The sequence below is a fragment of the Haloplanus natans DSM 17983 genome, assembly GCF_000427685.1.
Lineage (GTDB): Archaea > Halobacteriota > Halobacteria > Halobacteriales > Haloferacaceae > Haloplanus > Haloplanus natans.
On the sequence record NZ_ATYM01000003.1, the window covers coordinates 187936 to 213909 of the forward strand.

General features: G+C 60.8%; 20 protein-coding genes and 1 pseudogene. 12 read left to right on the forward strand and 9 right to left on the reverse strand.

Features of this window, described 5'->3' with window-relative positions; translation table 11 throughout:
• Nucleotides 1-136: 136 nt before the first annotated feature.
• On the forward strand, nt 137-2440 hold the full coding sequence (locus tag HALNA_RS00765) for a DUF4129 domain-containing protein (RefSeq protein WP_169718989.1): 2304 nt from the start codon (nt 137-139) through the stop codon (nt 2438-2440).
• Nucleotides 2441-2739: 299 nt separating this feature from the next.
• Here HALNA_RS00765 and tnpA read toward each other — a convergent pair.
• Nucleotides 2740-3192: pseudogene (tnpA, locus tag HALNA_RS00770) on the reverse strand (IS200/IS605 family transposase).
• Nucleotides 3193-3245: 53 nt separating this feature from the next.
• Between tnpA and HALNA_RS19615 the strand changes: the two are divergent.
• The 7 genes from HALNA_RS19615 (at nt 3246) to HALNA_RS00795 (ending at nt 12642) form a co-directional block, all read left to right on the forward strand.
• On the forward strand, nt 3246-3401 hold the full coding sequence (locus HALNA_RS19615; protein ID WP_157573373.1) for a DUF2080 family transposase-associated protein: 156 nt from the start codon (nt 3246-3248) through the stop codon (nt 3399-3401).
• Nucleotides 3394-3966, forward strand: a complete 573-nt coding sequence (locus HALNA_RS00775) for a hypothetical protein (RefSeq protein WP_157573374.1) — start codon at nt 3394-3396, stop codon at nt 3964-3966. The genes HALNA_RS19615 and HALNA_RS00775 overlap by 8 nt, the downstream gene beginning before the upstream one ends.
• Nucleotides 3963-5234 (forward strand): RNA-guided endonuclease InsQ/TnpB family protein, encoded by a 1272-nt coding sequence (locus HALNA_RS00780; protein ID WP_049934304.1) that lies wholly within the window; start codon nt 3963-3965, stop codon nt 5232-5234. Before HALNA_RS00775 ends, HALNA_RS00780 begins: the two co-directional genes overlap by 4 nt.
• Nucleotides 5235-5772: 538 nt before the next feature.
• A complete protein-coding gene (locus tag HALNA_RS00785) occupies nt 5773-10224 on the forward strand; it encodes a PGF-pre-PGF domain-containing protein (RefSeq protein ID WP_084509828.1) in 4452 nt (1483 codons plus the stop codon).
• A 63-nt stretch (nt 10225-10287) separates the two neighbouring features.
• Nucleotides 10288-10431 (forward strand): hypothetical protein, encoded by a 144-nt coding sequence (locus HALNA_RS19620; protein ID WP_157573375.1) that lies wholly within the window; start codon nt 10288-10290, stop codon nt 10429-10431.
• Between the two features lie 271 nt (nt 10432-10702).
• A complete protein-coding gene (locus HALNA_RS00790) occupies nt 10703-11410 on the forward strand; it encodes a response regulator (RefSeq protein ID WP_049934306.1) in 708 nt (235 codons plus the stop codon).
• A complete protein-coding gene (locus tag HALNA_RS00795) occupies nt 11410-12642 on the forward strand; it encodes a helix-turn-helix domain-containing protein (protein ID WP_049934307.1) in 1233 nt (410 codons plus the stop codon). Before HALNA_RS00790 ends, HALNA_RS00795 begins: the two co-directional genes overlap by 1 nt.
• 210 nt (nt 12643-12852) lie before the next feature.
• Here HALNA_RS00795 and HALNA_RS21740 read toward each other — a convergent pair whose 3' ends face one another.
• Both HALNA_RS21740 and HALNA_RS00800 read right to left on the reverse strand, forming a co-directional pair.
• Nucleotides 12853-13011 carry a hypothetical protein gene (locus tag HALNA_RS21740; RefSeq protein WP_245575964.1) on the reverse strand — a complete coding sequence of 53 codons (159 nt, stop codon included), beginning with the start codon at nt 13009-13011 and terminating at the stop codon, nt 12853-12855.
• A 126-nt stretch (nt 13012-13137) separates the two neighbouring features.
• Nucleotides 13138-13965: a transposase gene (locus tag HALNA_RS00800; RefSeq protein ID WP_245575965.1), complete on the reverse strand. Its 828-nt coding sequence runs from the start codon at nt 13963-13965 to the stop codon at nt 13138-13140.
• A gap of 306 nt (nt 13966-14271) precedes the next feature.
• Between HALNA_RS00800 and HALNA_RS00805 the strand changes: the two genes are divergently transcribed.
• Nucleotides 14272-14832: a TATA-box-binding protein gene (locus HALNA_RS00805; RefSeq protein ID WP_049934308.1), complete on the forward strand. Its 561-nt coding sequence runs from the start codon at nt 14272-14274 to the stop codon at nt 14830-14832.
• A gap of 38 nt (nt 14833-14870) precedes the next feature.
• Here HALNA_RS00805 and HALNA_RS00810 read toward each other — a convergent pair whose 3' ends face one another.
• The 4 genes from HALNA_RS00810 to HALNA_RS00825 form a co-directional block, all read right to left on the reverse strand.
• On the reverse strand, nt 14871-17513 hold the full coding sequence (locus HALNA_RS00810) for a hypothetical protein (RefSeq protein WP_157573378.1): 2643 nt from the start codon (nt 17511-17513) through the stop codon (nt 14871-14873).
• 201 nt (nt 17514-17714) lie between these two features.
• Complete coding sequence (locus HALNA_RS00815; protein WP_157573379.1) at nt 17715-18752, reverse strand: DUF5658 family protein; 1038 nt, start codon at nt 18750-18752, stop codon at nt 17715-17717.
• 194 nt (nt 18753-18946) lie between these two features.
• The gene (locus HALNA_RS00820) at nt 18947-19396 is read right to left on the reverse strand and encodes a hypothetical protein (RefSeq protein ID WP_049934312.1); all 450 of its coding nucleotides are present in this window, start codon (nt 19394-19396) and stop codon (nt 18947-18949) included.
• 127 nt (nt 19397-19523) lie between these two features.
• A complete protein-coding gene (locus tag HALNA_RS00825) occupies nt 19524-20111 on the reverse strand; it encodes a hypothetical protein (protein WP_157573380.1) in 588 nt (195 codons plus the stop codon).
• A 161-nt stretch (nt 20112-20272) separates the two neighbouring features.
• On the opposite strand from HALNA_RS00825, the gene HALNA_RS00830 reads away from it, so the two are divergent.
• Nucleotides 20273-20647, forward strand: a complete 375-nt coding sequence (locus tag HALNA_RS00830; protein WP_049934315.1) for a hypothetical protein — start codon at nt 20273-20275, stop codon at nt 20645-20647.
• An 84-nt stretch (nt 20648-20731) separates the two neighbouring features.
• Here the strand turns inward: HALNA_RS00830 and HALNA_RS00835 are convergent, their stop codons facing one another.
• A complete protein-coding gene (locus HALNA_RS00835) occupies nt 20732-22135 on the reverse strand; it encodes a hypothetical protein (RefSeq protein ID WP_157573381.1) in 1404 nt (467 codons plus the stop codon).
• 251 nt (nt 22136-22386) lie between these two features.
• Nucleotides 22387-23124, reverse strand: coding sequence for a response regulator (locus HALNA_RS21280; protein ID WP_342664995.1), 738 nt, complete (start codon nt 23122-23124; stop codon nt 22387-22389).
• Nucleotides 23125-23171: 47 nt separating this feature from the next.
• Between HALNA_RS21280 and HALNA_RS00845 the strand changes: the two genes are divergently transcribed.
• Together HALNA_RS00845 and HALNA_RS00850 are read left to right on the forward strand one after the other, a co-directional pair.
• Entirely contained in the window at nt 23172-24395 is a 1224-nt protein-coding gene (locus tag HALNA_RS00845; protein WP_049934320.1) for an IS701 family transposase, read from the forward strand.
• 540 nt (nt 24396-24935) lie between these two features.
• Nucleotides 24936-25973, forward strand: a complete 1038-nt coding sequence (locus tag HALNA_RS00850; protein WP_049934322.1) for a DUF1616 domain-containing protein — start codon at nt 24936-24938, stop codon at nt 25971-25973.
• Nucleotide 25974 lies beyond the last annotated feature (1 nt).

Sequence of the window (25974 nt, forward strand, 5' to 3'; positions counted from 1 at the left end):
CTCAGTCCGACAGCAAGAGTACGTCCACCGGCAACGGGAGATCGGGGGGGTTCTGATCTGCCCGGGATGATTGTCACTCAACAGTGACCGGAGAGCGAAGGAAGCGAATTTATACGGGTGGTAGAAATATATGATCGTGATCCGATCTTCTGTGGGCCTGTGCTGTGGACGCCGATTGGCGACGCCGCTCGTTGCCGGGATCCTCTTGCTCGCTACAGTCGCCGTCCCGGCATCGGGGACCGCTGTGGCGTCGTCCGACGCGGCGTACGCGAGCACACCGTCTCCGACGATCGAGGCGCCACCAGTGACCGCACAGAACAACACCACTGTCAGACATCGCAATCCGGCGAACGTCAGCCAACTCGGTGATCTGCAGGCCGTACAAGCGATGCTTGCTGGCTCCCTTGCGACCCGGCTCGAAGCCGGTGCGATCAATCTCTCTCAACGCGAGTACCAGCGGGCGCGTACCCTGCTCGGGCCCGAGTACAACGACTCGCTCCGGAAGCTCGTCGATGTCGCCGGCGACACGAGTCGCTCGGATGACGACGAGACCGCGGAGCAGTTCGCCGAAACCCAGGGCACGCAGCGGTCGTACACGGATACCGTCGAGACGGTTCGAGATGTCGAGGCAGCCTATCGAGAGGCGAAAGCTACCGGCAACGATCGGCGGGCGCGCGCTCTAGCGCTGGACCTCGCTCGGCAGATCGCCCGGGCAAATCGGACGAGTCACGAGTTGCGCGACGAGTATCGTCGGCTCGAAAACCGGACTGGGGCGGACCTGAGCGGAGCGACCCGGGCAGTCGACGAGACGCAGCGAGATCTGACCGAACTTCGGCGCGACATCGTGTTGAGCGAGCGAATCCGAACTGATCTCGAGATCCTACAGACTTCGTCGACGGCCTCGTTCATTCGGCCACTGCGACTGCAGGGCGAACTTCGAACGACCAACGGGACGACGATCGCGAACCGCCGCGTCGAGTTCAGCATCGGGGCCCAGCGCATCCGGACGACGACCGGCCCGGACGGCACGTTCTCTTTCCTGTACCGCCCGGTTCGGCTCCCGGCGAACACGAGTACGGTGACGGTTCGTTACCTACCGACCCGAACATCGAGGTATTTAGGGGCGACACGTACTGTTCGCGTCGACGTGCAGCAGGTCTCGGGAACGGTGTCCCTCGGTCGTGCGCCATCGACGGTCGCCTTCGGCGATCGAGTTCGCGTCACCGGCACGCTCCGCGTCGGTGACCGCCCCGTCGCGTCGATGCCGATCAGCCTCGAACTGGGCCCGCAACGGCTGGGGGTGGTGCGAACCGACGAGACGGGGCGGTTCACCCTGTCGATGCGGATGCCAGCCGATATCCCGTCAGGGACGCAGCCGCTCTCGGCGGTCGTCGGCATTCGAGATCGGGCGGTTACCGCAACGGGCTCGAATCAGTCGGTCGACGTTCTCGAAAGTGAGACGGCGCTCTCGCTCACGGCCAACCACCGACAAGGGCGGACGATCCAAATTAACGGATCGGTTACGACCGCGGACGGGCGTGCCGTCCCATCACAGTCCGTCGACGTTCGGATCGACGGCACGCGAGTCGCGACCCTGACGACGACCGACCGCGGTCGGTTCCGTCAGTCGGTCACACTGCCGGTGAACGCCACCGCTGATGGACAGCAGGCCGTCACTGTACGAGCCGTCTTCACCGGGAACGGAACGAATCTCGCCCCCGCATCGACGACGACGACGGCGCGGTTGCCGGCGCCGGACGCTGCTGAGACGGATCGCCGCATCGGCTCCATCGTGAGCACCGATGGGGGAATCAACCCGATGGCCGTCCCCGCAGCCGTCCTCGACGTCGTCACGTCCCCCTCGATTCCGACGTGGGTCTGGCCGCTGGCCGTGGTCGGGATTGGGGCGCTCCTCGTGATCGCCAGGACGGTTATCGAACGTACGGATGCCGAACCGGACAGCGCGCCGGCGGCGACAGCGACGGGCAATGCCGACGCCAACGACGAGGGGCACGCCGATGCTACCGCGGACGACCCGTCCGAGACGAACGCCGGGGATGCGGCTGGGGACGTAGACGCCGACGAAGCCAGCCCGCGCGTCCCTGCAACTGCCGCGGCTGCACAGCCGACGGCGCGGTCGCCGCTCGACGTTGCCGAAGGCTACCTGGACGCGGGTGACGAGACGGCTGCCGTCGAGGCCACGTACGCGATCGTCCGTGAGCGACTGACCCACCAACTCGACCTCTCGGTGGGTCCAGCACAGACACACTGGGAGTTCGTCCAGCGCTGCGAGGCCGGGCTCGGCGACGATGCGCTATCGGCACTCGAAGACCTGACGCGCACGTACGAACGGGCGGCCTACAGTCCCGACGCGGTCACGACAGCACGCGCAACGGACGCGCTTGACGCCGCCCGGCGACTTTGCTCGGCGCCGGAGTGAGCCCGCCCTGAACACCGCCAGCGCGAGGAAAACCCGGCGTTCACGCCGGAGAGGATGTCATTGTCCGCTCGCCGCCCCTCGTCTCAGCACCGTGACCTGTACGAACGCGTCACCACCCCTCTCGACCCGCCAACAACGTAGGCCCGTAATTTGTCCCGAGAGGGGGCTCGCCGCCACTTCCGCAAACTGGATGCACGTGACCTCCGGGACGAACTCGTTGCTGAACGACTTATCCTCTACAGGCGGAGCAGGCCGAGTGCCTCGGGGCTTGACCCCGAAGGTGAAGGCCGTACGCTCTGCTAAACGTGTTCCGTGCGGTCGATATACTGCTCAATCGTGTCTGTCGAAACGTCGCCTGCCGTCCCAACGTAGTACGATTCCTCCCAGAACCCACCGCCCCACAGATACTCCTCCAAGAGCGACTCGTGCTGTTCCCACATCACTCGTGCCGTGATGCTCTTGACCGTTCGCACAATCTCGCTCGGGGCGTGCTTCGGATGGGCTGACAGAAACAGGTGTACGTGGTCAGGTGAGATGTGGAGTCGTTCGAGAGACGCGGTCTCTCGTGATCACGAAAATCTCCGATTTTCGGACGACGACAGTATCTCGTAATCGTACTCGTCACACACGTCGCGGAAACTCGCTTCCAATGAATCTTCAATTGGTTCGAGTATCGCGTGGCGGTATTTCGGGCACCACACAAAGTGGTAGTTGACGTTGTACACCGTGTGGTCCGACCGCTTCTCACCCATATCGAACCGTCAACACCAATACAATTAAGTATATCCAAAATATATACTCTAGTATGGTGAATCGTTTTGAAATAGACGGCGAGGAAGTTCTCGACAGTGAGGTCAAACCGTTCGGGAACAGTGCCCACGTCACCGTCCCTAAACGCTGGCGTGGGGCCGACGTGAAAGTCGTCCGAACCTCAGAACCCGACGGAGGAGATGATGAGTAGTAGTACGACAACCGAGTCTGCTCGAACTGCTTCCATCGTTCAGATACTCTGTGAGGCCGAGGGAAAGGACGTTGTTCTTCGGTTCGATGGGTCGATGAGTGCTCCCACGTCGAAATATGACGGGTCATCGTACCACCACGATACACTCCCCAAGGCAACCCTAAACGCAACTATGTCGCGTGCCAGCATCGAAGACGAAGGGGAGACGCTCATGTGTTTTGCAAAAATCTCGCTGGACGAATTAGACCGGGTGGGGATTGACCCCTCCATCGTGTACACAGAGCCGGTTGATGAACAACCAGAATACTGTGTTGTGGATATTAATGCGTCCCGTCAGTGGTGGCTTGATGAGTACGAGGAATTGACGCGAGAGGAAGCAGAACAAGCAATCAACAACGGGCGTGAAGAAGAAGTTCTGCCGCCATGGGATGGCCTCCCCACCGTTACGGTCAACGTTGAACGCACCTTAGAGTGCCATGAAAAGTCGTATGATTCTGGATTTCATGTCCAATATGCCTCACCGACCCACGAGATCGGCCGGCTTATTGACGTTCGAATTAAATGACTACTAATCCCCTCGTCAAGACTCTGGACTTCCAACTCGACATTCAGAGTGGCAACGGGGGCCTGTTGTACGACGCCACACTTGAAGCCCGCTCGGTGTACAACGAGACCATCCGTCTCGCCAAAGAAGGTGTGGATTGGAATGCAATTCCTGGCCGCGTGGCCGACGACGCCAACCTCGTGAAAAACACGACACAGCGCGTCGTCGCCAAGGCTCTCGGCGCAATGGAGAACTACTACGAGTACGACGACTTCGGACAGCCGAGTCACACCAAGGATGGCACGTACCCGCTTCGAGCCAACCACGAGGAAGGGTACAACCTGTCACTCACCGACGATGGTGACGTGGCGTTCCGCATCAGCGCGAAGCCGTACAATCACGTCAAGGGCGTCCTCGAAGGGAGTGAAGCCCACCTCGACATTCTCAGGACCGCACTCGAAAGCGACGAGTGGAAGATTGGGACGGCAGAAACCCTGTTCCACAACGAGAACGCCGAGTTGCACGTCAACGTCACCAATACCGAGCAGACCGTCCGAGACAAGCAGGACTCACGTACGGTCGTCGGTGTGGACGTGAACGAGGACAACGTAGCGTTGACCGCGCTCTCCGAGGGTGGCGTCGAGGACACGTTGGTTATCGATTTTCCCGAAATCAAGTTCGAGCGTCACCGCTACTTCACGATGCGAAAGCGCGTTCAGAACGCGGGGAAAGACAGCATCCACAACACGCTGGAAGGGCGTGAGGAACGGTTCGTCCGTGACCGACTCCACAAGGTGTCTCGACATATCGTGGAGTGGAGTCAACGGTTTGAGAAGCCGTGTATCGTCTTTGAAGACCTCAAAGAGATGCGCGACAGTATCGACTACGGCACGCGGATGAACCGACGCTTGCACCACCTCCCGTTCCGCGCCCTTCAGTTCTATACGTCGTACAAGGCGTCATTCAGGGGGATTCCGACTGTGTGGATTAAGCCCAAGTACACGAGTCAGCGGTGTCCGATGTGCGGGCATACGGAGCGTGCGAACCGTAACAAGAAGCGGTTCAAGTGCCGAGACTGTGGGCATCAAGACCACAGCGACCGTGGTGCAAGCGTCAACATCGCCGTGAAAGGCGTGAAGAAACTCGATTGGAATGTGCCTGCTCTCAACAGCCTTCCCGTTGTTCGGAAGGTGCGACGGCAGGCATCGGGGGCCGTGGACGCCCCGACCGTGACCCACCCGACCGTTCGAGGCTATCAGGCCGATGGTCGAGTGGGAGTATCCGACTAACCCACGGGAAGCCTCGGGGTCGTTCGAAACGGCTACGCCGTTTCGTGATGACGAGAGACCGACGGTCTCTCGAACCACTTGACTCCGAGGCAATTCACTGATTGAATAGTATAAACGTTGGCCCGAGTGTGCGTTGATCGGTCCAAGCGACGGCCTCCTTTCGCTGTCGTGGTGAACTGGACTCCGCCAGTTCACAGTCGGGACAAGGCGGATGCCACGGGCTTGACCCGAAGGGGTTGGCGTACCAATGCCGCCCGTCCGTCCTCCCCGCTCCCACTGCTGTTGAACGGTAGCACCACTCTCCGACACAAGAGCCGATGGACATATGTGCATATTAGCTATATACCGCGACTCCCCGGGGGATGCATATGGCAATCCGGCCGACTAGCAGAAGGTGGCTCACCGACTCGGTGAGACGATTCTGCACCGTTGCAGGTGGTCGTCTCACCGTACAGGCAATTACAGTTGCAGGCAGCACCGGAACGGACGCATCCGCCGGGACCGACACCGAGGTCGACACGAGTTCTCGGAGGTATTTGTGAGCGAGCGACTCCAAGCGATCGGTGCTGTCGTGTGCACCGTTCTGATGGTTACGTCGTTGTTTGCGGGGACGGTTACCGCCGTAGGGGGAGTCCCCACAGATGACCCCCATCCCATCTCGCCTGTAGGTGACCTGTCTGAGTACGTGAGTACAGACGCATCGGAACTCCAGGCGATGAACAACGATGAGCTTTCGCCCACGCGCGAGGAGGTGACTGTCGCTTCGGGGAGCGGGACGGAAGCAGATCCGTACGTGATCACGAACGCATCGGAACTCCGAGCGATGAACGACGATCTCGGCGCGTCGTACGTGCTCGGCAACGATATCGACGCCTCGAGCATCGCAAACTTCGACCCGATCGGTGAATTCCAGAACGAATTCACCGGGTCGTTCGACGGTGACGGATACACGATTTCGGGATTGACAATCAACCGTCCGGAAGAGGAGCGGGTCGGACTGTTCGGCCGGACAGGGCCTGAAACGGCCCCCATCACGAACGTCACACTCGCCGATGTCGACATTACTGGGAAGCAGTATGTCGGCGGGGTGGTCGGCTACTCGAACGCCTCGATACGGAACGTCGAGGTGAGCGGCACGGTGAGCGCAACCGGTGGCGACCCCGCCGTTGAAAGAGTCGGCACTGCAGCAGTTGTTGGTGGGGCTGTTGGGTACGCCAACGATGGCAGCGTCGACCACGTGACGGTGAGTGCCACGGTCACTAGCGACGCCAACCGAGTTGGTGGGGTGATTGGTGTTGCGACCGTTTCAGTGTCGAACCTCGCCGCATCTGGTGACGTGACTGGCAACGAGCGTACCGGCGGTATCGTTGGCGAGGCTGTCTCGGTCTCGAACACCACTATGTCTGGTGATGTGACCGGTAACACCTACAGTGGTGGTATCGTCGGCGTGTCGAACGGTCCCGTATCGAATGCCACCATGTCCGGTGACATGACTACCACTTTCTTTGGCGGCCGTAGTGGTGGTATCATCGGTGAGGGAGGTCCGGTCTCAGACTCGCTCATGTCCGGTGATATGACCGGCGGCCAATACGGTAGCTTCATCGGGGGTGCCGCCGGCTACGCCGATAAGTCAATATCGAATACGACCGTGACCGGGAATGTAACCGGATATAGCGCGGTTGGGGGTGTCGCTGGCTCTCTCTACGGTAGTACCATCGCAACCTCGATTGTGAACGGGAACGTCACAAGCGACGGCAGCCGGGTTGGTGGCCTTGCTGGAGTTTCCGGCGGCTCGACTGCGAACGTGATCTCGGATTCATACGTGACTGGAAACGTCACTGGCAGCGACAAGGTCGGTGGTCTCGTTGGTAAAAACAAAGCCGGTATCGATGGAGCGTATGCCGTTGGTAACGTCACTGGTGAGACGAACGTCGGCGGCGCAGTCGGGCTGAGTGACGGCGGTTCGGCGACTGATGTCTACTGGAACACCGAAACGACCACCCAGAACTCGTCTGCGGGTGGCACCGGTCTGACAACGGCCGAACTGAAAGGCGCTGACGCAGAGGCCAACACGAATCTCGATTTCACTGCCGACTGGCGTGTCGTCGCCTCCCCTACGGCCATCTCGTACCCGTATCTGCAGCCGAACACGCAGGAGCCAGCACCGGGGGTAGAGTCCGTGGTTCCCCCGTTCCTCGGTGGGAACGGGACGGTTGCGGACCCGTACCAGATCGGCAACTGGTCACACCTCGACAGCGTGCGTGGGCTCCCCAATGCGAACTTCACGCTCGTTACCAATCTGGACGAGGAGACTGCTGACTACGACACCTACGCCAATGAGACGGCGAACGGCGGCGCTGGGTGGGAGCCGATCGGGACCGCGGCGACACCGTTCAGCGGGTCGTTCGACGGTGACGGGCACACGATCGCTGGGCTCCGGATCAACCGGACTACCCAGGAAGAAGCCGGTCTGTTCGGGAACGCCACAGACGTCACGATCGAGCGGGTGACGCTTGACAACGTGAACGTCAGCGACGGGTCGAACGCCAGTGGGCTCGTCGGCTACGCGACGGACGTGAGAATTACCGATGTCACGGTGAACGGAAACGTCACCGGCGACTCGGTTGCTACGTTTGCCGGCGGGGCTGGCATACTTGCCGGCTACACGGTGAACGGGACGATCACGAACGTCGCGGTGAACGGGAACGTCTTAACAGACGGTGCCGCTGGTGGGGTCGCTGGTTACGTGATCAACGGCACTGTCGAGAACGCCTCGATGAACGAGAACCCCGATGGGATCGCGACGTACGAGGGAGTCGAAGCAAACGTTTTGGGTCGAACGGCCGGTGGTGTCGTGGGCAGTACGGTGCCCCAGAGTGACGGCAGTGTCTTCACGAGCGGATCGGTAATCCGCAATTCAACGGCGAATGCAACTGTCGCCGGCCAAGCCCTCGTCGGCGGCCTCGCTGGAGTCGGAGAGACGGTCACCGGCTCGACAGCGGATGGGGCTGTCTCTGGGCAGGCGTACACCGGCGGGTTGATCGGTCTCGCGCTCGGAGATGTGACCGGCTCGGCCGCGACCGGTGACGTACAGCGCATCTCGGTCGAGAGCAGAGGCCCTGCGGATACCCACGGCGGCCTCATTGGAGCTACAGGTGGCAACGTCACCGACTCGCGTGCAACTGGCGACGTGGCTAGCAGCAGTGACAACGTTGGCGGCCTCGTCGGGACTGTCGGCCTCTCCGCGCTCGGTGTTTCTCCGCCTGCTGATCTAAGTGTGGTCAATTCGACCGCAACTGGTGACGTCGACGGAGCGGACAGCGTCGGCGGCCTCGTCGGAACGGTCGCCGAAGGGAACATCACCGGCTCAACGGCAAGCGGAGCGGTGAACGCGACCGGCATATACGCCGGTGGCTTGGTGGGTGAGTTCATCACAACAGGTGGCATCAAGACGCACTTCATCGCTAACTCGTCGGCGTCGGGGGATGTCGTCGCCAAAACAATCGCCGGCGGCCTCGTCGGGGCGAGCAATGGGAGCGTCACTGTCTCGTATGGCACGGGGGGCGTTGCTGCTGACAGCGATGTCGGCGGATTAGTTGGGATCAATGCTGGAGCGGTGAACCGGACGTATGCCGCTGGCTCTGTCACCGGGGACAATTCAGGGCTCGTCGGGACTGAGCGCGGAGACGGGAACAGCGCCAACAGCTACTGGGACACCGAGACCACCGCACAGTCGTCGTCGGCCGGTGACGCGACTGGGCTTACCACAAGCGAGCTGAAAGGTGCCTCGGTGAAGATCAACACCGCGTTTAATTTCGCCACGACTTGGAGTGTCGTTGACAACGGGACACACATGTCGTATCCGTCCCTGCAAGCTAACCCGCAACGGCCCGAACCAGGGCTCGAACGGACTGCCGTGTCCGGACCGATCGGCGGCGGCTCCGTCCCGAACGACGGTGACGATGACCGCCCGTCACGCTCGGACGACGATGACGACGACCCGCGATCGGTCGTCTCGGTCTCTTCGGCCCCCAGTCCCGACGGTGGCCAGCCCGACGACTCGTCGGCACCCGCGGGCGGCAACGACGAAGACGGCGGTCCTGGGGAAGCCACCGATCGGCAGACCGTCAGCGTGCGCAACGTCGGTACGGGTGAACGCGTCGCTGTCGCTCTCTCGCCGCCCGGCTCCGACCAGTCCGAGACGGATACTGAGGCCGACGACCAGAGCGGTGGGACAGACGAGACAACGCCCCGGAACGTCCTTCCGGACGGACTCGACATCACGTTCAAACAGCCCGGTGACTACGATCTCGAGGTGAGTTCGCGCGATATCGATGTCTTCGACCGCGCGATGGACGACTCCGCGACGGACGCGAGACCGGACCTCTCGACGGACACGCTCGACGACGAGAGCAAGCGGTTCGTCAGCGAGACGAACCAGCGACCGGTTGGCTTCATCGAAGTCGATACGGCCTTCGACAGCGACGAAGCTATCGAGGAAGCCACCCACAGGTTCCGCGTTCGAAAGAGCTACCTCACGGCCACCGGCGCGTCCGTCGAGAGCGTCACACTCTATCGTGACGAAACGGACGGCTGGCGGTCACTCCCCACGCGACAGACGCGCGAGGACGAGGAGTTCCACTACTTCGAAGCTGATACGCCTGGCTTCTCGATGTTCGCCATCGGCATCAGCTCGCCCGTCTTCGAAACCGGCGCTGCGTCGCTGGACTCGTTCGACGACTCGTCCGGTGAATTTGAGGCCAGTGTCTCTATCGAGAACGTCGGGGACGAGGCCGGCACGTTCGACGTGACACTCGCTGCTGAAGGAACCACACTCGAAACGACGACCGTGACGCTCGCATCGGGTGAGACGGTCACAGCCAATGTGTCGGGTGTCATCACCGGGCCAGCGACCGTTACACTCGCCGGCCAGTCGCTAGGTGAACTCAGCCCCGGTGCCACAGAAGACAAGAATGAGACGGCCGATTAACTGACCACGACGGCAGACGAACCGGCGATAACGACGACCACGGACGCGTCAGACGCACCGACAGTGACGACCACGACGACGACCACGGATGCGCCGGACGCCGACAGCAACGACGACTTGACTGTGGTCGTTGTGATGCTCTTATTACTGTTTGGCCTCTTATTCATCTTCCTCTGGCGGCGCCGCGACGATCATAAAGAGGAGTAGGGAACGGTCGATGGCCCCTTCAGGGTCAATCGGTTAGGACAACCGCGTACACTCGTTCACCTCGGCGCCCCAAGGTTCTGCTGCCCCTGACCGATAGGCAACCGACTCACTGACATCCTCCCACAGCTAAAGACACGGGTTTCCGCCTTGCAGTCATTCCAGTGGTGCGGTCCCGTGGGACTCCCGCGGTTTCAAGCGCGGGAGAATGTCAAGAGTCCGTATGGGAGTGCAGCGCCGTTATGCTCAAGTATGCGTACACCAGTCGAGATGCATGTCTAGGCCGACCATCCTCTCGCTCGGCATAAATCCGGATCTTCAACTGCTACTCGGCCCCGAAGAGGCCGCTCAGCGCCCTCGAGTGATTTGTGAAACAGACACCGACGCCGGAGTTGAGGAGCTCAGGCAAGGGCAAGTCGACTGTATCGTGAGCGAGTACACAGCAACAGACCGCACAAGTCTCCGATTCCTGAACACGGTGCGCGGGATCGACACTGACCTGCCGTTTGTGTTCTACACGGCTCACGAGTCAGCGGAAGCCATCCAGCAGGCGACTGACGCCGGAGCGACCGCGTATTACGTCGAGACGGAAGACCCCGAGCGTCGGTCCGAAATACGAGCGTCGATACAAGAACAGGCGCTGTGGTATCACCATCAGTTGAGTTCGACACCGAGGCCCGACGACTTCATACGGCTCTCGGAACTGCTCGACAGCTCATTTGCTGCACACGACCTCCAGACTGGTCGCAACGTCCAGATTGGTGGATTAGCCGAGCTGGGATATGACTTCTCGGAGATGTCGTGGTCGATTGAGGAGATTTTCGAGCTTATTCACCCGGGCGATCAGCAAGCTGTGCGGCAGAAACATCAGGGAATCCTCGCTCGAGATGAAAGCGCGTTTGATATGCTCACCGTAGAATACGCAAGTTCTCAGAGGTCGTCCGTATTCGTCGTGCCGATGGGACGTACGCGCACTGTCTGATGCGAGGGATCCTCATATTTGACCAGGGTGTGCCGGCGGTGATGTTCAACACACTCAGCGACATGACGAGCGTCGTCGAAAACGAGTGGAACGAACGCACCGAAACCATCCTGTTCTCTACGCCATCGATTCAGACAGCCGCCAAAGACGCCTGCCAAGTTCTGTGTAGCGAGCAAGACTGTAGGGCAGCCTGGGTCGTCAGCACCGCAGTCGACGCGACGCACTCTGGCCTCACGGTGCTCGCCAAATGCGGGGACGAGAACAAATATACCCCGAGTGACCAGACGGGCAACCTAAGCGATCCGGTTACCGAGCGTGCGATTTCCGGCACCGCCGCTCCGGACGATCCCGACCAGACAGCAGCAGACCGTCTCTCAGTCATCACCTCGACTGTCGACCATGACCAGTTCCATTCGGTGTCAGCGGTGCCGCTCATTAATGACGGTGTTCTGTACGGTGCGCTGGCGGTGCTTCGGTCGACCCCTCCGACGCGTGTGTTCACTCAGGGGCTGCTTTCACTCGGAGAATCATTGGCATTCCGGCACAAAATCGAGAACCAACAGACTGCTCTCACTGCTGACGTCGTAACGCGGCTTGCGCTCTCGTTCGACTCTGAGCACGTGCTCTCGGAAATCTCCGCAGACCCCGCGCTGAAGCAGGCCGAAATTATTTGTTACAGCTGTAAATCCTCAAATGGAGGCGATACGTCCTATATTATCGCCCCCGAAAAACGGGACGTGACGGCGACACGACTAGCTGCGGTCGCTTCAGCGGTCGACGGTGTCACGTCCACGAAAGTGATTGCCGGAGACGGAGCGAACTCATCAGTGCTGATAAAGACGAGTGACCGAACAGCTGAGACGGTCCTGCGCGCCCATGCCAGTGTTACACGCCAGATCCGAGCACGAGATGGGAAAACGGTCATCTCCGTCGATTTCTCCAAACGAACGGACGTGAGTGAAGTACTGGACGAGATTCGATCCATACCACTGCCCGTTCGGATACGCTCGAAGACGACACGGCAGGCACCACGGACAACGCCATTAGAGGCTACTTCGCTCACCGAAAAACAACGCGAAGCACTACGGGTTGCAACACTGTCCGGGTTCTTCGACCGACCGCAAGCAGCTACCGCCGAAGACGTTGCTGACATTTTAGACGTATCACGAACGACTGCGCTTCGCCACATCCGACTAGCGGAAAATAAATTGTTCACCGAATTGTACGAGTGACATCCTCCCGTACTAAACGGTAGACGCCGAATCAAATCGAGATCGGAGGGGATTCGTTCCTCTCGACAACTCAGGTGACGCGATTCCGAAACGGGAACACACGGAACGGAATCGGAGACCGAGGGACCGCCGCCGAGCGGCGGCGGTCCCGAGCGTTGCCACTCTGCGAGGGCGTTCTGACCGGTCGCCCCGGTCGGTGGGGCTCAGCCGCTAGCCGTAGTCTGTCGAAAGGACGAACGTCCGGAAGATCCGCATCGAGACCGGCGGTTTCTTCGGAATCGTTCCACCTGAGAGGAGGACATTTGCCAACACCCACAGGTTGTACAGTGACACCGCAAACAGAAAGTAGAACAGTCGTACCGAGAACATCGGCGACGACGTTCTCGGCAGGAAGTCACCGATTTGCCGATACGACGTCTCGATGCCCCAGCGGCGGTGGAACGCCGCCGCGTACGCGTTGGTCGTCTCGCTCTCTACGTCGAGATTCGTGACGAATCAGACGTGTTCGTCCTCTTTCGTTCGATGAGGTACGGCGAAGACGGTGACGTCAGCCGAAGCTGTCGGTGGCCGCTTTCGCTGCATCTTGTAGGCATCGACGACCGTCTCAGCGCCGGCGCTGAGACGGTCTTTCATCCCCTTACTCTGCCGTGCACGCACGACGTACCCGACATCCAGTCGGTCTAACTCCGCAACGACGTGAACCTGATAGAACCCCCGGTCGAGGTAGACGTGTCTGATCGACACGTATCGTCTCGCTTCGGCGATGAGTGAGCGAACGGCTTCCTGCTTCGCACGGAAGCCGTTCGCGTCCATCGGAAGCACGGCGAGGGTGAATCGAACACCGGGAGCGACGATACAGAGCGTCGCAAAGCAGTGCGCTCGGTTCGTTCCGAGGTCAGGATAGGTCGTGAGAACGTGGTCTGTATCGGCTGCCCCGTAGAATCGCCACTCGTGAAGATCGATCGCGACATCAACACGAGCGGGCAGCAACCGGAGTGACCGAAGGACCTGAAAGAGGCGGTCGCGGACGCCACCGAACTGGGCGTCGATGGCGTCCGCGTCGAGATGTCGAAGGTGGTAGAGCAACGATTTCGCGAGTGGGTTCCGAGCCGTCGACGTGACGTCGACCGGCTCGGACCGATCCAGTTGAACGGTCTTGCCGCCCGTATTGGCGAACTCCCGGTCGAAAGCGATTCGAGAGAGGACTTGCTCGAAGTCCTCTCTCGTGTAGGTACCACACGGTTTGATGTCGAAGTCCAGTGCCGGGTAAACGAGTGGTGATGCGGCACGACAGACCTGCTTTGCCTCAGTCGTATCGACCATGCCAACGACTACGAATCGAGTCGTCAGTTAGGTTCGGCAACTACTGTGAACGACGGGATTCTCTCCTCGAAGAAAGATAGATATACACTGGAGGGTTTGATGGCAGATCGATATCGACTGTCCGCTGCTGTTGCCCCCGACACGAACCCTGGCGATACGATGCGGCAAGCTACAGCGTGGCTTACATGTCCGGGCCTGGGTGTAGAAACCACACCACAAGTGTCGTCAGACGTAGCTGGTCAGAGACGGACGCCATCCCGAGTGGCGAATGCATATGAAGGCCTACAACTAACAGTGACGCGTGTCATGGACCTCCAGCAACCGCTCTCGGTAGAGAACGTCACGGTGACCGCCAGCGTCGATAAGGAGTTAGACCTCTCAGCTCTCGTCCTCGGGTTGGGTAGCTCGGAGTGCGAACTCGACCGTGACGTCGGGCTCACGTATCAGCCCGACGGGCTTGAAACGACGGCCGTGGTCTATCGATCTGGAAAGGTCGTCTGTATGGGCGCACAGAGCGTGGCAACTGCTCGTGCGAGCGTCGGCAGTCTGCTGACCCGGCTTAACACCCTCGGCATCGACGTGCCGGCCGACCCGGACGTGCCAGTAACGAACATCGTCTTCTCGGCACTGCTTCGTGGCCGACTCGACCTCAATGCGGTGGCGGTCGAGTTGGGCTTAGAACACATCGAGTACGAACCCGAACAGTTCTCGGCGCTCATCTATCGACCCGAGCGGGTAGATGTCGTGGTCCTCATGTTTGGGTCCGGAAGCGTCATTATCACTGGGGGAACGGACGACAGTCACGCCCGTTTGGCTCTCGACGCACTCACGGACAAGCTCACTGCGTCTGGTCACAGTCGCCCGTGACAGCCACGCCGACACGCCACCGGCACTGCGGAACAGCGTCAGGCGACGCCATTGCCGTCGCTGTTGAGTTGCTGGGACCCCGCAGAGCGAACGCTCCCATTAAGTTCGGCGAGCCTGATCGCGTTGTTGTTGTTCCCGTTCGCGAAGACGATTTCCAGTCCGCCATCGTTATCAATATCAACGCTACTCAGTCCCCCGGTGGGCTGCCCGGACGCGGCCACCGTGGTCGTACTGCCCGCGCCCACGAGGACGATCTCGTCGTTCGCATTGACCGCAGGGACCCGGGGTGTGCCATCACCGTCGAAATCCGCGGGCGACCCGATTTTAATGCTATTTTTCGTGCTGAAGCCGTTCGCGCTCTGGACCGTGTCCGCACTCCGGTCGTAGTAGACTACCTCGTTACTGTCTCCGTCGGTAATGACGATATCGTCGTCGACACCATCGGCATCGAAGTCAGCCATCCCCCCGACGCTGTGGACGCTCGTTCCGTCCCGATTGAGGACGGTCCGTGTCTCGTCTGTCGCCACTTCGTGTCGACGGAGCCGACCGTTGTTGTCTCCGAACAGGATCGCTGGCGTTCCGTCGCCGTCGACATCGGCGACACCGAGCCGGGTCGGCTGAATGAGATCGACGCCACCGTTTTCGGCTTTCGTCAGTACCGTCGTCACGACCCCGGAGCTATTCACTACGTTCAGATTGCCGTTGTTTCCGACGTACGGGATCTCCGCACGCGAGTCGCCGAACAGATCCGCCTGTGGGCCGAGCGATTTCGTCTTGACAGCCGCATACTGCTCGGGTGACCCCGTCGAATCGAGGGCATTGAGCACGTCGGTGTCCTTCCCGTTGTACACGACGGTTGGCGTCTCTAAGTTGGTTCGACTCGGCTCGTCGGTATCACGGTATGCCGCAACGCCGTCGTTATCCTCGTCCGTCGTTCCCTCCTGCTGATCGGTCCGCCCGTCGTCGTCGCTGTCCAAGTCGAGGGCGTCGATCGTTCCATCACCGTCGGTATCGACGGCCTCTCCCGGCCCCGTCCCGTTGATACGAGTCGTCTCCACCGCGTCGTCGATTCCGTCACCGTCGGAGTCGGCCGCCGTCTGATTCGTTCCTAACTGGGCCTCTTGGCTGGCGGTGAGGCCATCACCGTCGAAATCGACGAACTGACCGCCAACGACCCCCGTGTCGGCGCTCACGCTCAGCGAGGTATTGATCGAGCGGAGTGTCCGTGCCCCGGTGACGTTATCGACGAACTTCGTCTCGCCAGATGTGTCTCGAAACAGGATTTCGCTGGCCGAGTCCTGGTCGATGTCGACACCCGCGACTGGGCTCTTGCTGGCACTCCCTGTCGTCAGCACCGTGTCCGTCCCCTGGGTCGTTGCAACGTCGATATTGTTCCCTCCGTCGACGAACGGCACGTCGACTCGGCCGTTCCCGTCGAGGTCCGTCGGTTGCGACGTGAGGCCCACTCCGACGCCATTATTACTTCCGGCAGCCGCGTTCGGGAGGTTCTGTTTCGTCCCGTCGTCGTCAAGGTACTTCAGGCTCTGTGACCCGTCGGCGAACACGATTTCCGACGAGCTATCGTTGTCGATGTCACCCACCGTCCCGACTGCGCCCACGCCGACGGTTTTCACGACCTTGGGGGTCGCCCCATCCGTGGCAGCAATGCGGTACAGCCCCTCACTGGTTGCATTCGCGTAGTAGATCGACTGCGGACTTCCGTTGAACGATCCAACGCCGAGTAGGCTCTTGGTGTCGGTCGGGACGGCGGGGCCGCTGGTGTTAACTAACGTCTGCGTCTGGCCACGCAGGTCGACGGCTTTGAGTCGGTTCTGCCCGTCGACGTAGGGAATTTCGGTCCGCGCATCGCCATCCACGTCGGCCAGTGCTGGCCCGACGACCTGTGCATTGGTGCCCGGAAGCTCGGTGACCGTACTGCCGTTATCGGCCACGACGCGCAGTTCGCCAGCCGGAGTCGTGTCCGCGAAGACGAAGGCGGGCGTCGCCTGCCCACCGGTTCCATTCGAGGACGACCCGTCGGACGATGAGCCTCCGGAAGTCGAGTCGGACGTGCCGTTCGCTGGCTGCACGTCGATCTGTCCACGGACGGGCGCAAGCGCGAACTCGACGGTCAACGGATCGGGTGGCACGTGGTCGTACTTGACGGTCACATTGACCGCTCCGACCCCACTCTCGTTCGTTGGCGATACTTCCACGAGGGCTTCCTTCGGGCCAGCAACGGTGTGTTCTTCGAGCCGACGCAGCGAACTGTTGTTCGCAAGGGTACTGGTAATCGTCCGCGTATCAATGCTGAACGAGGCGTTCGAAGAGGAGGCGCGTAGCCGGACCGTTCCGCGGTCGTCGGCGTTGTTTCGAATCGGGACGGTGACCGTGAGCGGACTCTCGTTGATCGACTCCTGAATGACGGTAAGTCGTGTCCCGTCGGCCGACCGAATGACGGTCTTTCGGCCGGCTCCCGATGTCCGAACGTTCCTCTCGGCCGTCTGATTGATTTGTGGATACTGGAACTGTGGGCCTATCTGGACGCCAACGTCGGACTGGACCGGGCGGTCACCGAACGACGCAGTCAGCGCAAGCCCGCCGGAGGTTATCAAGAGGACAGAGATCAGGACCGCAACGAACCGTCCGAAGCTATCCGGCAGTACGGACCCCCGACTCATCCTGTGCACCTGCCAGGGCGCAGTCTCGGGTTAGCCCTCCGCGGCCTCGTGTCGGCCGGTGCGTGGCGGCCGACTCCGGACGACACCTGCGGTGTCACGAGGCCGGCGGTCCCGCGCTGTCTGCGTTTCGACACTGCGTGTATGACCGACCGCCAACACACACGTAGCGCCGCCTGAGACGCGCATCTCGTCATTGGGACGTTATGATTCGCGATCCACGCTCGAGAGGGGCCTGCTGAACTGGTAGTTCCTGAGCTGTTCCCCCTCGAGCGGTAGTCCCTTGTACAACGCAACCGTCGCACCTCCGGCGACCCCCAAAAAGATGATCGAGAGGAGGACGTACGGGATCATCGCCCCGCTCAGGTTCTGGAGGTTCACGAACGTACCATACCCTCCAATGACGGTCAAGATTGCGGGGATCAGGACCGCGAGCTGATCGTCTATCGCGGGGTGTACTTTCGAACCGAGGTTATCCGCGAGCTTGAATAGGCCACCGATGATGACGAGTTTCACAACGAGCATCACCAGTGGGTGGATGTTAATCGCGGCCCGAATAATTGGGTTCGTTTCGACGGCCGTTCCTGACGCGAGTGCGTAGACGGTGGTAACCGAATCACCCGCCCCATATAGCCCGACAGCGAGCGCCCAGACCATGATGAATCCCCCAATAGAAAGGTGCCACTCCGTCGAGAGGATCCCGACAGACGGGTCGGGGTCGGGGTTGGGATCGCCTGCCGCCTCGTCGACCGCGCCGCGCGCATCGCCCACCTCCGATGGCCGCCGTGGTCCCCCCTGCTCGTTGCTGGGAGTGGCTTCCGTCGTCGCCGTCGTCTGCTCTCCGGCGGTGGCATTTGCACTGGTTCGCTCCGACGGTGTTGCGGCCGCCTCCTGCGTGGGTTGGGACTGCTCCACTTCCCAGCCGGTGTCCGTGTCACTGGTGGCCGGCGCATGACGGCGCGACTGTCGGTCTGCCTCGTGAGTCCCATCACGTGACTGGTGGCTCGTGTCGTTGCTGCGATGGGCGTCCGTCGCTCGAGGCGCTCTCACTCCACCATCCGACGACCGCCGGCGGTGCTCGTTTTCGACGGTCGAACGGTCCGTCGACTGTTCGGATGCCGTCTCGCCCCCCGTCACAGGCTCGACGTGGTCGGGGTCCGGCCCAGCAGTCGCGCCGATGTCGGATGCGTCTTTTTCGACTGTCGAATCAGCTTCCGACGACCGTACAGGCCCCGTCGACATCCGACGAGACCCGTACTCGGTCGCAAGCGGTTGTTCTTGTGCCTGTCTGAGTAGGAGCCGGAGGTACTCGCTCCGCGAGAGCTCGTCCCGAACGCTATCGATTTCGGCGACGAGATCGCGCCGGATCGGGATCAACGCGTACGACGCCTCCCCGTCGGGTGCGTCCGCCCCGTGTGATCCACGTTCGTCCGCCATTAGTTATCCGTACTCATGGGCTCGAAATCAACGGTTATATCTCTAGCGCCTGGTGTCGCCACGTCGGAAATCTCGAACAACAGTTCGAGCGTCGTCTCACCCGGTGTGAGCTTCGTGACGTACGCGTCCGTATCCGACTGGACAACGGTGTCCCCGTCACCGCTCGGGCTGTCGTCGATATCCTCGACGGTGATGACGTCCGGTGTGCCGACGATGATTCGCACAGCTAGCTTGTCCGCACTCGAATTCTCGATCGTCGGCTCGACTTCGAACGCGTCGCCGTTGTTCGCCTCAATGGCGACCTGAAGCTTGGTGTTGTCGTCCCCGATTCGGCTGAACGTCGCGTCGCCGCCAGCCACGCTCACGTCGCTCACCGTCAGCGCCCGCTCGGCCTGTACGTCCACCTGTCCCGACGCGGACGCCGCGTCCAGCCCCTGCGTTGCCGTCACGCCGGCCCCACCAGCAGCTAGGACTGCGGTTGCGGCTACTGCCTGTCTCCGCGTCATTTCACTCATCGGGAATGATCCGGAGCCGGGGGTCCCGGAGTCCGGGGGACTGCGCTGCGTGGACGAAGTGCTAGTTGTCCGTACTCAGCGGGTTGATAGCGACGCCGATGTCGTACGACCCGGGTGAGGCGGTGTCGTCGAGTTCGGCGTCGATGTTGACCACAGTTTCTCCGGTGGCGAGGTTGGCGACAAACGTTCCCTCGCCAGTTTTTACAGCGGCATCATCGTCGGCGTCGGTGTCGTCAACGTTGTCGTCGATGTCGTCCACCGATTCTGACGAGTTGTTGCCGAAGTTCGTGGTGTCGTCGCTGGCTGTCCGCACGGTCACGTCGATGGTGTCGGGCACGTCTACAGCGAACTGGGCGTCCAGTGCATCGTCGGCATTGTTGGTGATCTCCGCCGAGAAACCCACAGTATCGCCATTGTTCAGTTCGACAGCCGCTTGGAACTCGGTGTTGTCGTCGCTGACCCGCGTGAAACTCGCGTCGCCGTCGTCGCTCACGCTGACGTTATCTACGATGAGCGCCTGCTCAGCCTGCACGTCAGCCTGTCCTTCGACGCTGCCGTTCAGACCGGACGCTGCTGCCGTGACACCTGCGCCTCCTGCACCGAGGGCTGCTGTACCGAGGATTACCGCTCGCCGTGACATCTCAACCATTACGGCTCTGTATAGTCGACGCGGTCATATAAGGTACCTGTAATAAGTAGGTGAGTAGGCGCTTTCGGTATTCACAGTGGCCCGCTGTGACGAAAGGGACGCTCGAGACCGATACAGAACAGGGACTAAGACGCTGCGTGCGCAAGTGATAGCACCAACCGATGAACGAGCCACGTGCACTGACGCGACGGGGGGCGCTGACACTGGGCGCTGGGGGGCTTACGCTCTCTGTGGGGTGTCTTGGCCCGTCGCTCTCGGTGCAGGAAATCGAGTCGGAGACGACTGACGGCGGCGCAGTCCTTGCGCTGATTGCAGTTACGAACGACGCCGCTGGCGCTACGTCCGCACAGTTGGCTGTCCAGTGTAACGTCATTTCGGGGGATACGTACACCAAGCGGCGTCAGATCACGGTGCTCGGGAGCCGAACTAACACGTATCGGTTCGAGTTCGACGTGGCAAAACAGGAAGTCGAAAACCGCTATCAGATCGCTGCGGATATCTCGAAAGATCGGCTGAAGTTCTTGGAGCGATTTTAACGGGTGTTAACGCTCGGCGAACCGGCCTCGACTACAGCCGGGGGCATTCTGTTCCTGAAAGCACACCGAGACGGGGGAGACAGGTCAAAACCGAAGAAGAAACAGCAGGCCAACTACGAGCGTCACGACGAGGAGGGCCATGTCGGTGCGACTGCTTTCCCTAGTCGACTGGGTCGCGAGCGTGATCGGTTCCGGGAGCCACTCCGCGACGGTCCAGTTGGTCGCTCCGGCTGGCGTGCTGTCCGGCGTGGCGGTAGCCCGACGCGACGGTGAGGCCGTAGATCGGACACTCGTCGGCTGTGGGAACGCCGTCTCCGTCTCCGTTTGCGTGCGAGCGATCGAGGGTCGCGAGAGCGTGACTGATTCGAGATACTCGACGCCGGTAGCGTCCAGCGTCCGAACGCGGACGCGGACCGGATAGGCGTCCGTCTCGGCTTGCAGCGTCTCGTTCACGTCAACACGCGAGACGACGGTGCCGCTGTGGACTGTCTGAATGTCGAGCACGGATCCGTTCGGAGCGACGGTCTCGACGCGCACACGGGCGATTTTCCCCTGTGAGACGCTTCCGACAGCACTGACTCGGTCCTCGCCACGGAAGCGCGTGCGCCGTGTCTCGAAACGAGTCTCCGGAGTAATCAGGGCCGAATAGTTGAGGTCACGACTGACAACCCGCTGCTGTCCACTCGCATCGGTGGCGACGAGGGTGAGCGTCGGCGCGCCTTCGTCCACCGCGACCGTGTGCGTGAATTCGGCTTCTACTGGCTGCTCCTCGGGGTCGAGCGAGAGCAAGCGATGGCGCCCCAGTCTCGGGTCTTCAGCCGTACTGACGCGAACGGAGCGAATAGCGACGGCGTCGCTCACGGAGAAGTTCACTCGCATCTCAGAGGTCCGGTAGAGCGCCTCGAGATCGGTAATCGCGATCTCCGGCCGGGCCTCGTCGGTTACGGTCAAGTTGAATTCGTACCGTCGAACCTGGTCGAACTGGTCGTAAAGCGTAATCTCGATCCGATTCGTCGTCTCAGTCGAGGTCTGCTGTGGGGGGATGAGCCGAACCGGCCACGACACCGATCCGTTAGGATCCCGGATGATGGTTCGGTCGCGTCCGCCCTCGCTCCTGTCAGCGTGGGTGTATCGGTACGTGTGCTCGATCTCCACTCTCGTCACGTTCGATCGGTCGTGAAGCGTCCCAGCGACCGTCACGCGGGAGCGATCGACGTCGTACGACTCTTCGAGCGACTCCCCGGCAACCGAGATCGGTTTCGTGAACTGCATCGTCGGTGGAGCACTGTCCTCGATCACCGTGAGGCGATACTCAGTCACGTCGTTCGGCGTCTTGCTCACGAGTTCGATATCGTGGGCTCCCGGTCGCAAGTCGAGCGTCACCGCGCGTGAGAAATTGGTCGTATTTGGGGTGTACGACCGATACGTGCGGCCGTCGACGCGAAGCGACAGCAGCGAGATCCGAGCCTGCGACGTAACGGTAACCACGAGCCGTGGGTCATCGGTGGTCGTGACACGCGCTCCCGACGCGACGTGCTTCCCGTTGATCGTAACGTTCAGCTCTGTCACGGGCCTTTCGCTGGCGTTGGCTGTCGGTGCTCTGCCGCCGACGGACGGGCCAGCAGCCGCGGCCGGGCCATCACTCCCGACTGGCTCGGTAGCCATGGTCCCGCCAGCAGCACCACCAAGCAACAAAAGAAGCACACTCGCACGGCACACCCGTCGCAGTGCGGCCGTAGTCATTCCGTCACAGCCGGAACCATTGACTCGAGTGCAGTCCGTGTTGCCTCGTCGAGTGGCAGGCGCTCGATAATCTCGGTTAGCAGTCGGTACTCCGGACGTGCCTCCGCTGCCCGTCCATACGCGTCGAGAAACGCGGCCTGCTTCGATCGGGTTGCCAGATACTCCCGTTTCACATCTGTGAGTCCCCGTCGAGCCTCGATCGATTCGATGTGAGCGGCCAGCTCGTCTCTGTCCACTGGCTTGACGACATAGTCGTCGGTGTCTAACCTGAGGAGTTTTCGATCCGGTGCCACGCCAGACACGATCATTATCATACAGGAGCGACACCCACTTTTGACGGCACGCACGAGCTCATCCCCTTGCTTGCCACCCGGTAGACGCCGATCCAGTATGACGTAATCTAACCCCGTGCTGACGTGTTCCTTCGCCTCTTCGACCGTCGGTTCTTGATAGAGCGTGTACCCCTCGGAGACGATATCGCCGATCTGGTCGGCGAGGAGTTTGGCGGCCATTTTGTCGTCTTCGACGAGCAAGATTTCCAATTCGTCGTGCTGCTGTTTCTGCCAGCGGACGAGCCCTTCGAGCCGATGCACTAACTCCCCGCCTTGCGGGGCCGTCGTGTAGAGTACGTGCTGCTCGTCCTCGTCTTCGTGTCGAAGTATTAGCCCTCGGTCAAGAAGCTCCGAGAGCGTCTTCGAAAGCATTTTTGAGGAAATATCGAGTTCATTACTCAGCTTTGCACGTTGAAGTAGGAGCGTGACGTAGGCGGTGGCAAGGACAGATGATGCCGATCACGGACTTCCTGTCGTGTACGCGCGTGTTCAACGAGTTTGACTCGCTATCACCAGCACAACGGCGTCACGCCAAAACCTACGCCACAGGTCTTGTTGCGGCCAGCAACAAGACCGTGGCGGGCATCGCACGCGAAGTTCTCCCGGCCAACAGCAAACGCGCTCTCAACAAGTTCCTCACCGAGTACGACTGGGACGAACGGGAGTTCAATCACGAACGCCTCGAAGAACTCCAGAAACACGGTGAAACGCGCTGGTCGAAGGACGGCTACATCATACTCGACGACACGATCACCGACAAAGCCGGGGACGAAGTCCCCGGAGTCGGTCGGTTCTACGATCACGCCGAAGGCGACACTGTCTGGGGCCAAGACCTCATCTACGCCTTCTACGCCGACGATAAAACCGCCTACCCACTCACCTTCCGCCTCTACGAAAAACAGGACGAAGACGACCAAGATCACGACACCAAGTACGATCTTGCCCGCGAAATCGTCACCGAACTCGAAGAAGAGGTAGGTGTGCCTGCGGACACCTACCTCTTCGACTCGTGGTTCGCCCACGACTCTGGACTCGTTGAACACATCGAATCCTACGGCAACGACTGGATCGGCCCGCTTCGGAGCAATCGCAAAGTGACCTACGGCGGCGAAGAGATCAGCGTCGATGCGCTGGCAGAGCGCATCGACACGGTTGAGCGCGATATCGAGGACGACACCTACCACATCTGGACGAAGAAGCTTCCCGTCTCCCAACTGGGAGACGTGAAGCTGGTCGTCGCCGAGAAAGAGACCGACGAAGACGAAGAGAACCCGGTCAAATACCTCGCCACGAACAAAATCGACGCACCGACCGAGCACATTATTCGCTCCTATGGAATGCGCTGGCGCATCGAGACGTTCTTCGAGGACTCGAAGCAGGATCTCGGCCTAGGAGACTGCGAGATGCAGACCGACGAAGGTGCCAGTCGGCACTGGCACCTTCTGATGGCTGCCTACAGTCTTGTTCGTCTTGATCCTGAGTCGAGCGCCTTGGGGACGGTTCGCTCGAAGGCGTCATCGCTTCGAGCGAACCTCGAACACTCTCTGAAAGAAGCCGTCTACAACCTTCTCTCGTGGGTTCGAGACAACGATGATCGCGGTGTCGATGACCTTATGGAAGAAATCGACCACCTCTTCGTTCACTCAACCGCCGACGCTAACGTGCAAAGCTGAGTTCATTAGCAATCTCGCCGTATCGAACAGGCTCGGTATGGTATATGACGTACAGAACCTGTGGGTTCCACTTTCGAGAAAAGATTTCTACAGCGGACTTGAGATGGGGGAGGTCAGCATCGGTGCTAACTCGTCCACCCGAGGTTGGTGAGTTTATATACATTGTCAACCTCCAGGTATATGTGTGCATGAATAAAAATTATCCGATCCCACCACGTAACATTACGGTTTGCTCCAAGCGCCTTGACGTCCCTCCGATCTAAAATGTGAGACTGTCACCTCGTTACCGCGATGCCATGACTAAGTGTGTCCAACAGCGTACGCACCGCTCATGCGGTGCGATAAACGTCTGTGACAGACTTCTGTAACAGATACTTAGTGACTATATTACAGCTCAAGCCGCAGACGGATCCCGGCAAACCATGTTCCGGTCTCTTATGTCGATTCGCACTTTTGATCCGCGCTACGCGACGAGGCAGCCGTAGAATAGCGGTCGTCAAACCGACCGCTTCTTTACGTTCGATCAAGTGGTGCTGACTAATGGCCGAGACCGACGAGGGGGGCTGGTGGTTGTTGCTTCCCTCTCAGCTCCGAGACCTCCCTGCGGATTTGGCTGTGACAGTGGGGTGGGTCCTCTTGACGACGCTCGCTGTATTTCTCCCGGGCGTCGAAGAAAGCGCCCTGCGCGTCGTGCTTGGGCTCCCCTATGTTCTGTTCGTGCCGGGGTACGCGTTCATCGCGGCGCTCTTTCCAGAGGCGGGGGACGGCGTGCGCGGCGAAGCCGCGGATACCGACGACGAGCGTGACTCGCAACGGCGGTCGGGTATTGACGGCATCGAGCGGGTTGCTCTCTCCTTCGGCCTGAGCATCGCCATCGTTCCGCTGCTCGGCTTGGTGTTGAACTTCACACCGTGGGGGATCCGACTCGTCCCGATCGTCGTCTCGGTGAGCGGCTTTACGATCATCATGTCGGCCGTCGCAGCCCGCAGACGGCTCGCCGTCCCGGAGGCGGAACGGTTCGCCGTGCCGTATCGGGCGTGGGCGGGTGCGGCTAAAGCCGAACTGCTTGAACCCGAGACGCGAGGCGACGCGGTGCTGAACGTGCTCCTCGCCGTGAGCGTCGTGCTCGCAGTGTCGAGCGTCGGCTACGCGGTGGCCGTCCCGAAGCAAGGAGAGTCGTTCACGGAACTGTACCTCCTCACCGAGGGTGACGACGGCGAGTTGGTCGCCGACGGCTACCCGACCGAGTTCGAACGTGGTACAGGGAGCCCGATTGTCGTCGGGATCGGCAATCAGGAACACCGACCGGTCAACTACACGCTCGTCGTGGAACTCCAGCGCGTCACCGTCCAGAACAATTCGACACGGGTCGTCGCGGAGCGAGAGCTTCGCCGGTTCCAACCCCGAGTCGAGCACAACAAGACGTGGCATCGTCGACACGTCGTGACCCCGACGATGACCGGAGAGCGCTTACGGCTGGCGTATCTGTTGTACATCGGGGCAGCCCCGGCTGAGCCAACGCTCAACAACTCCTACCGCGAAGTGCATCTCTGGGTCAACGTAACGGCACCGTCGTGAC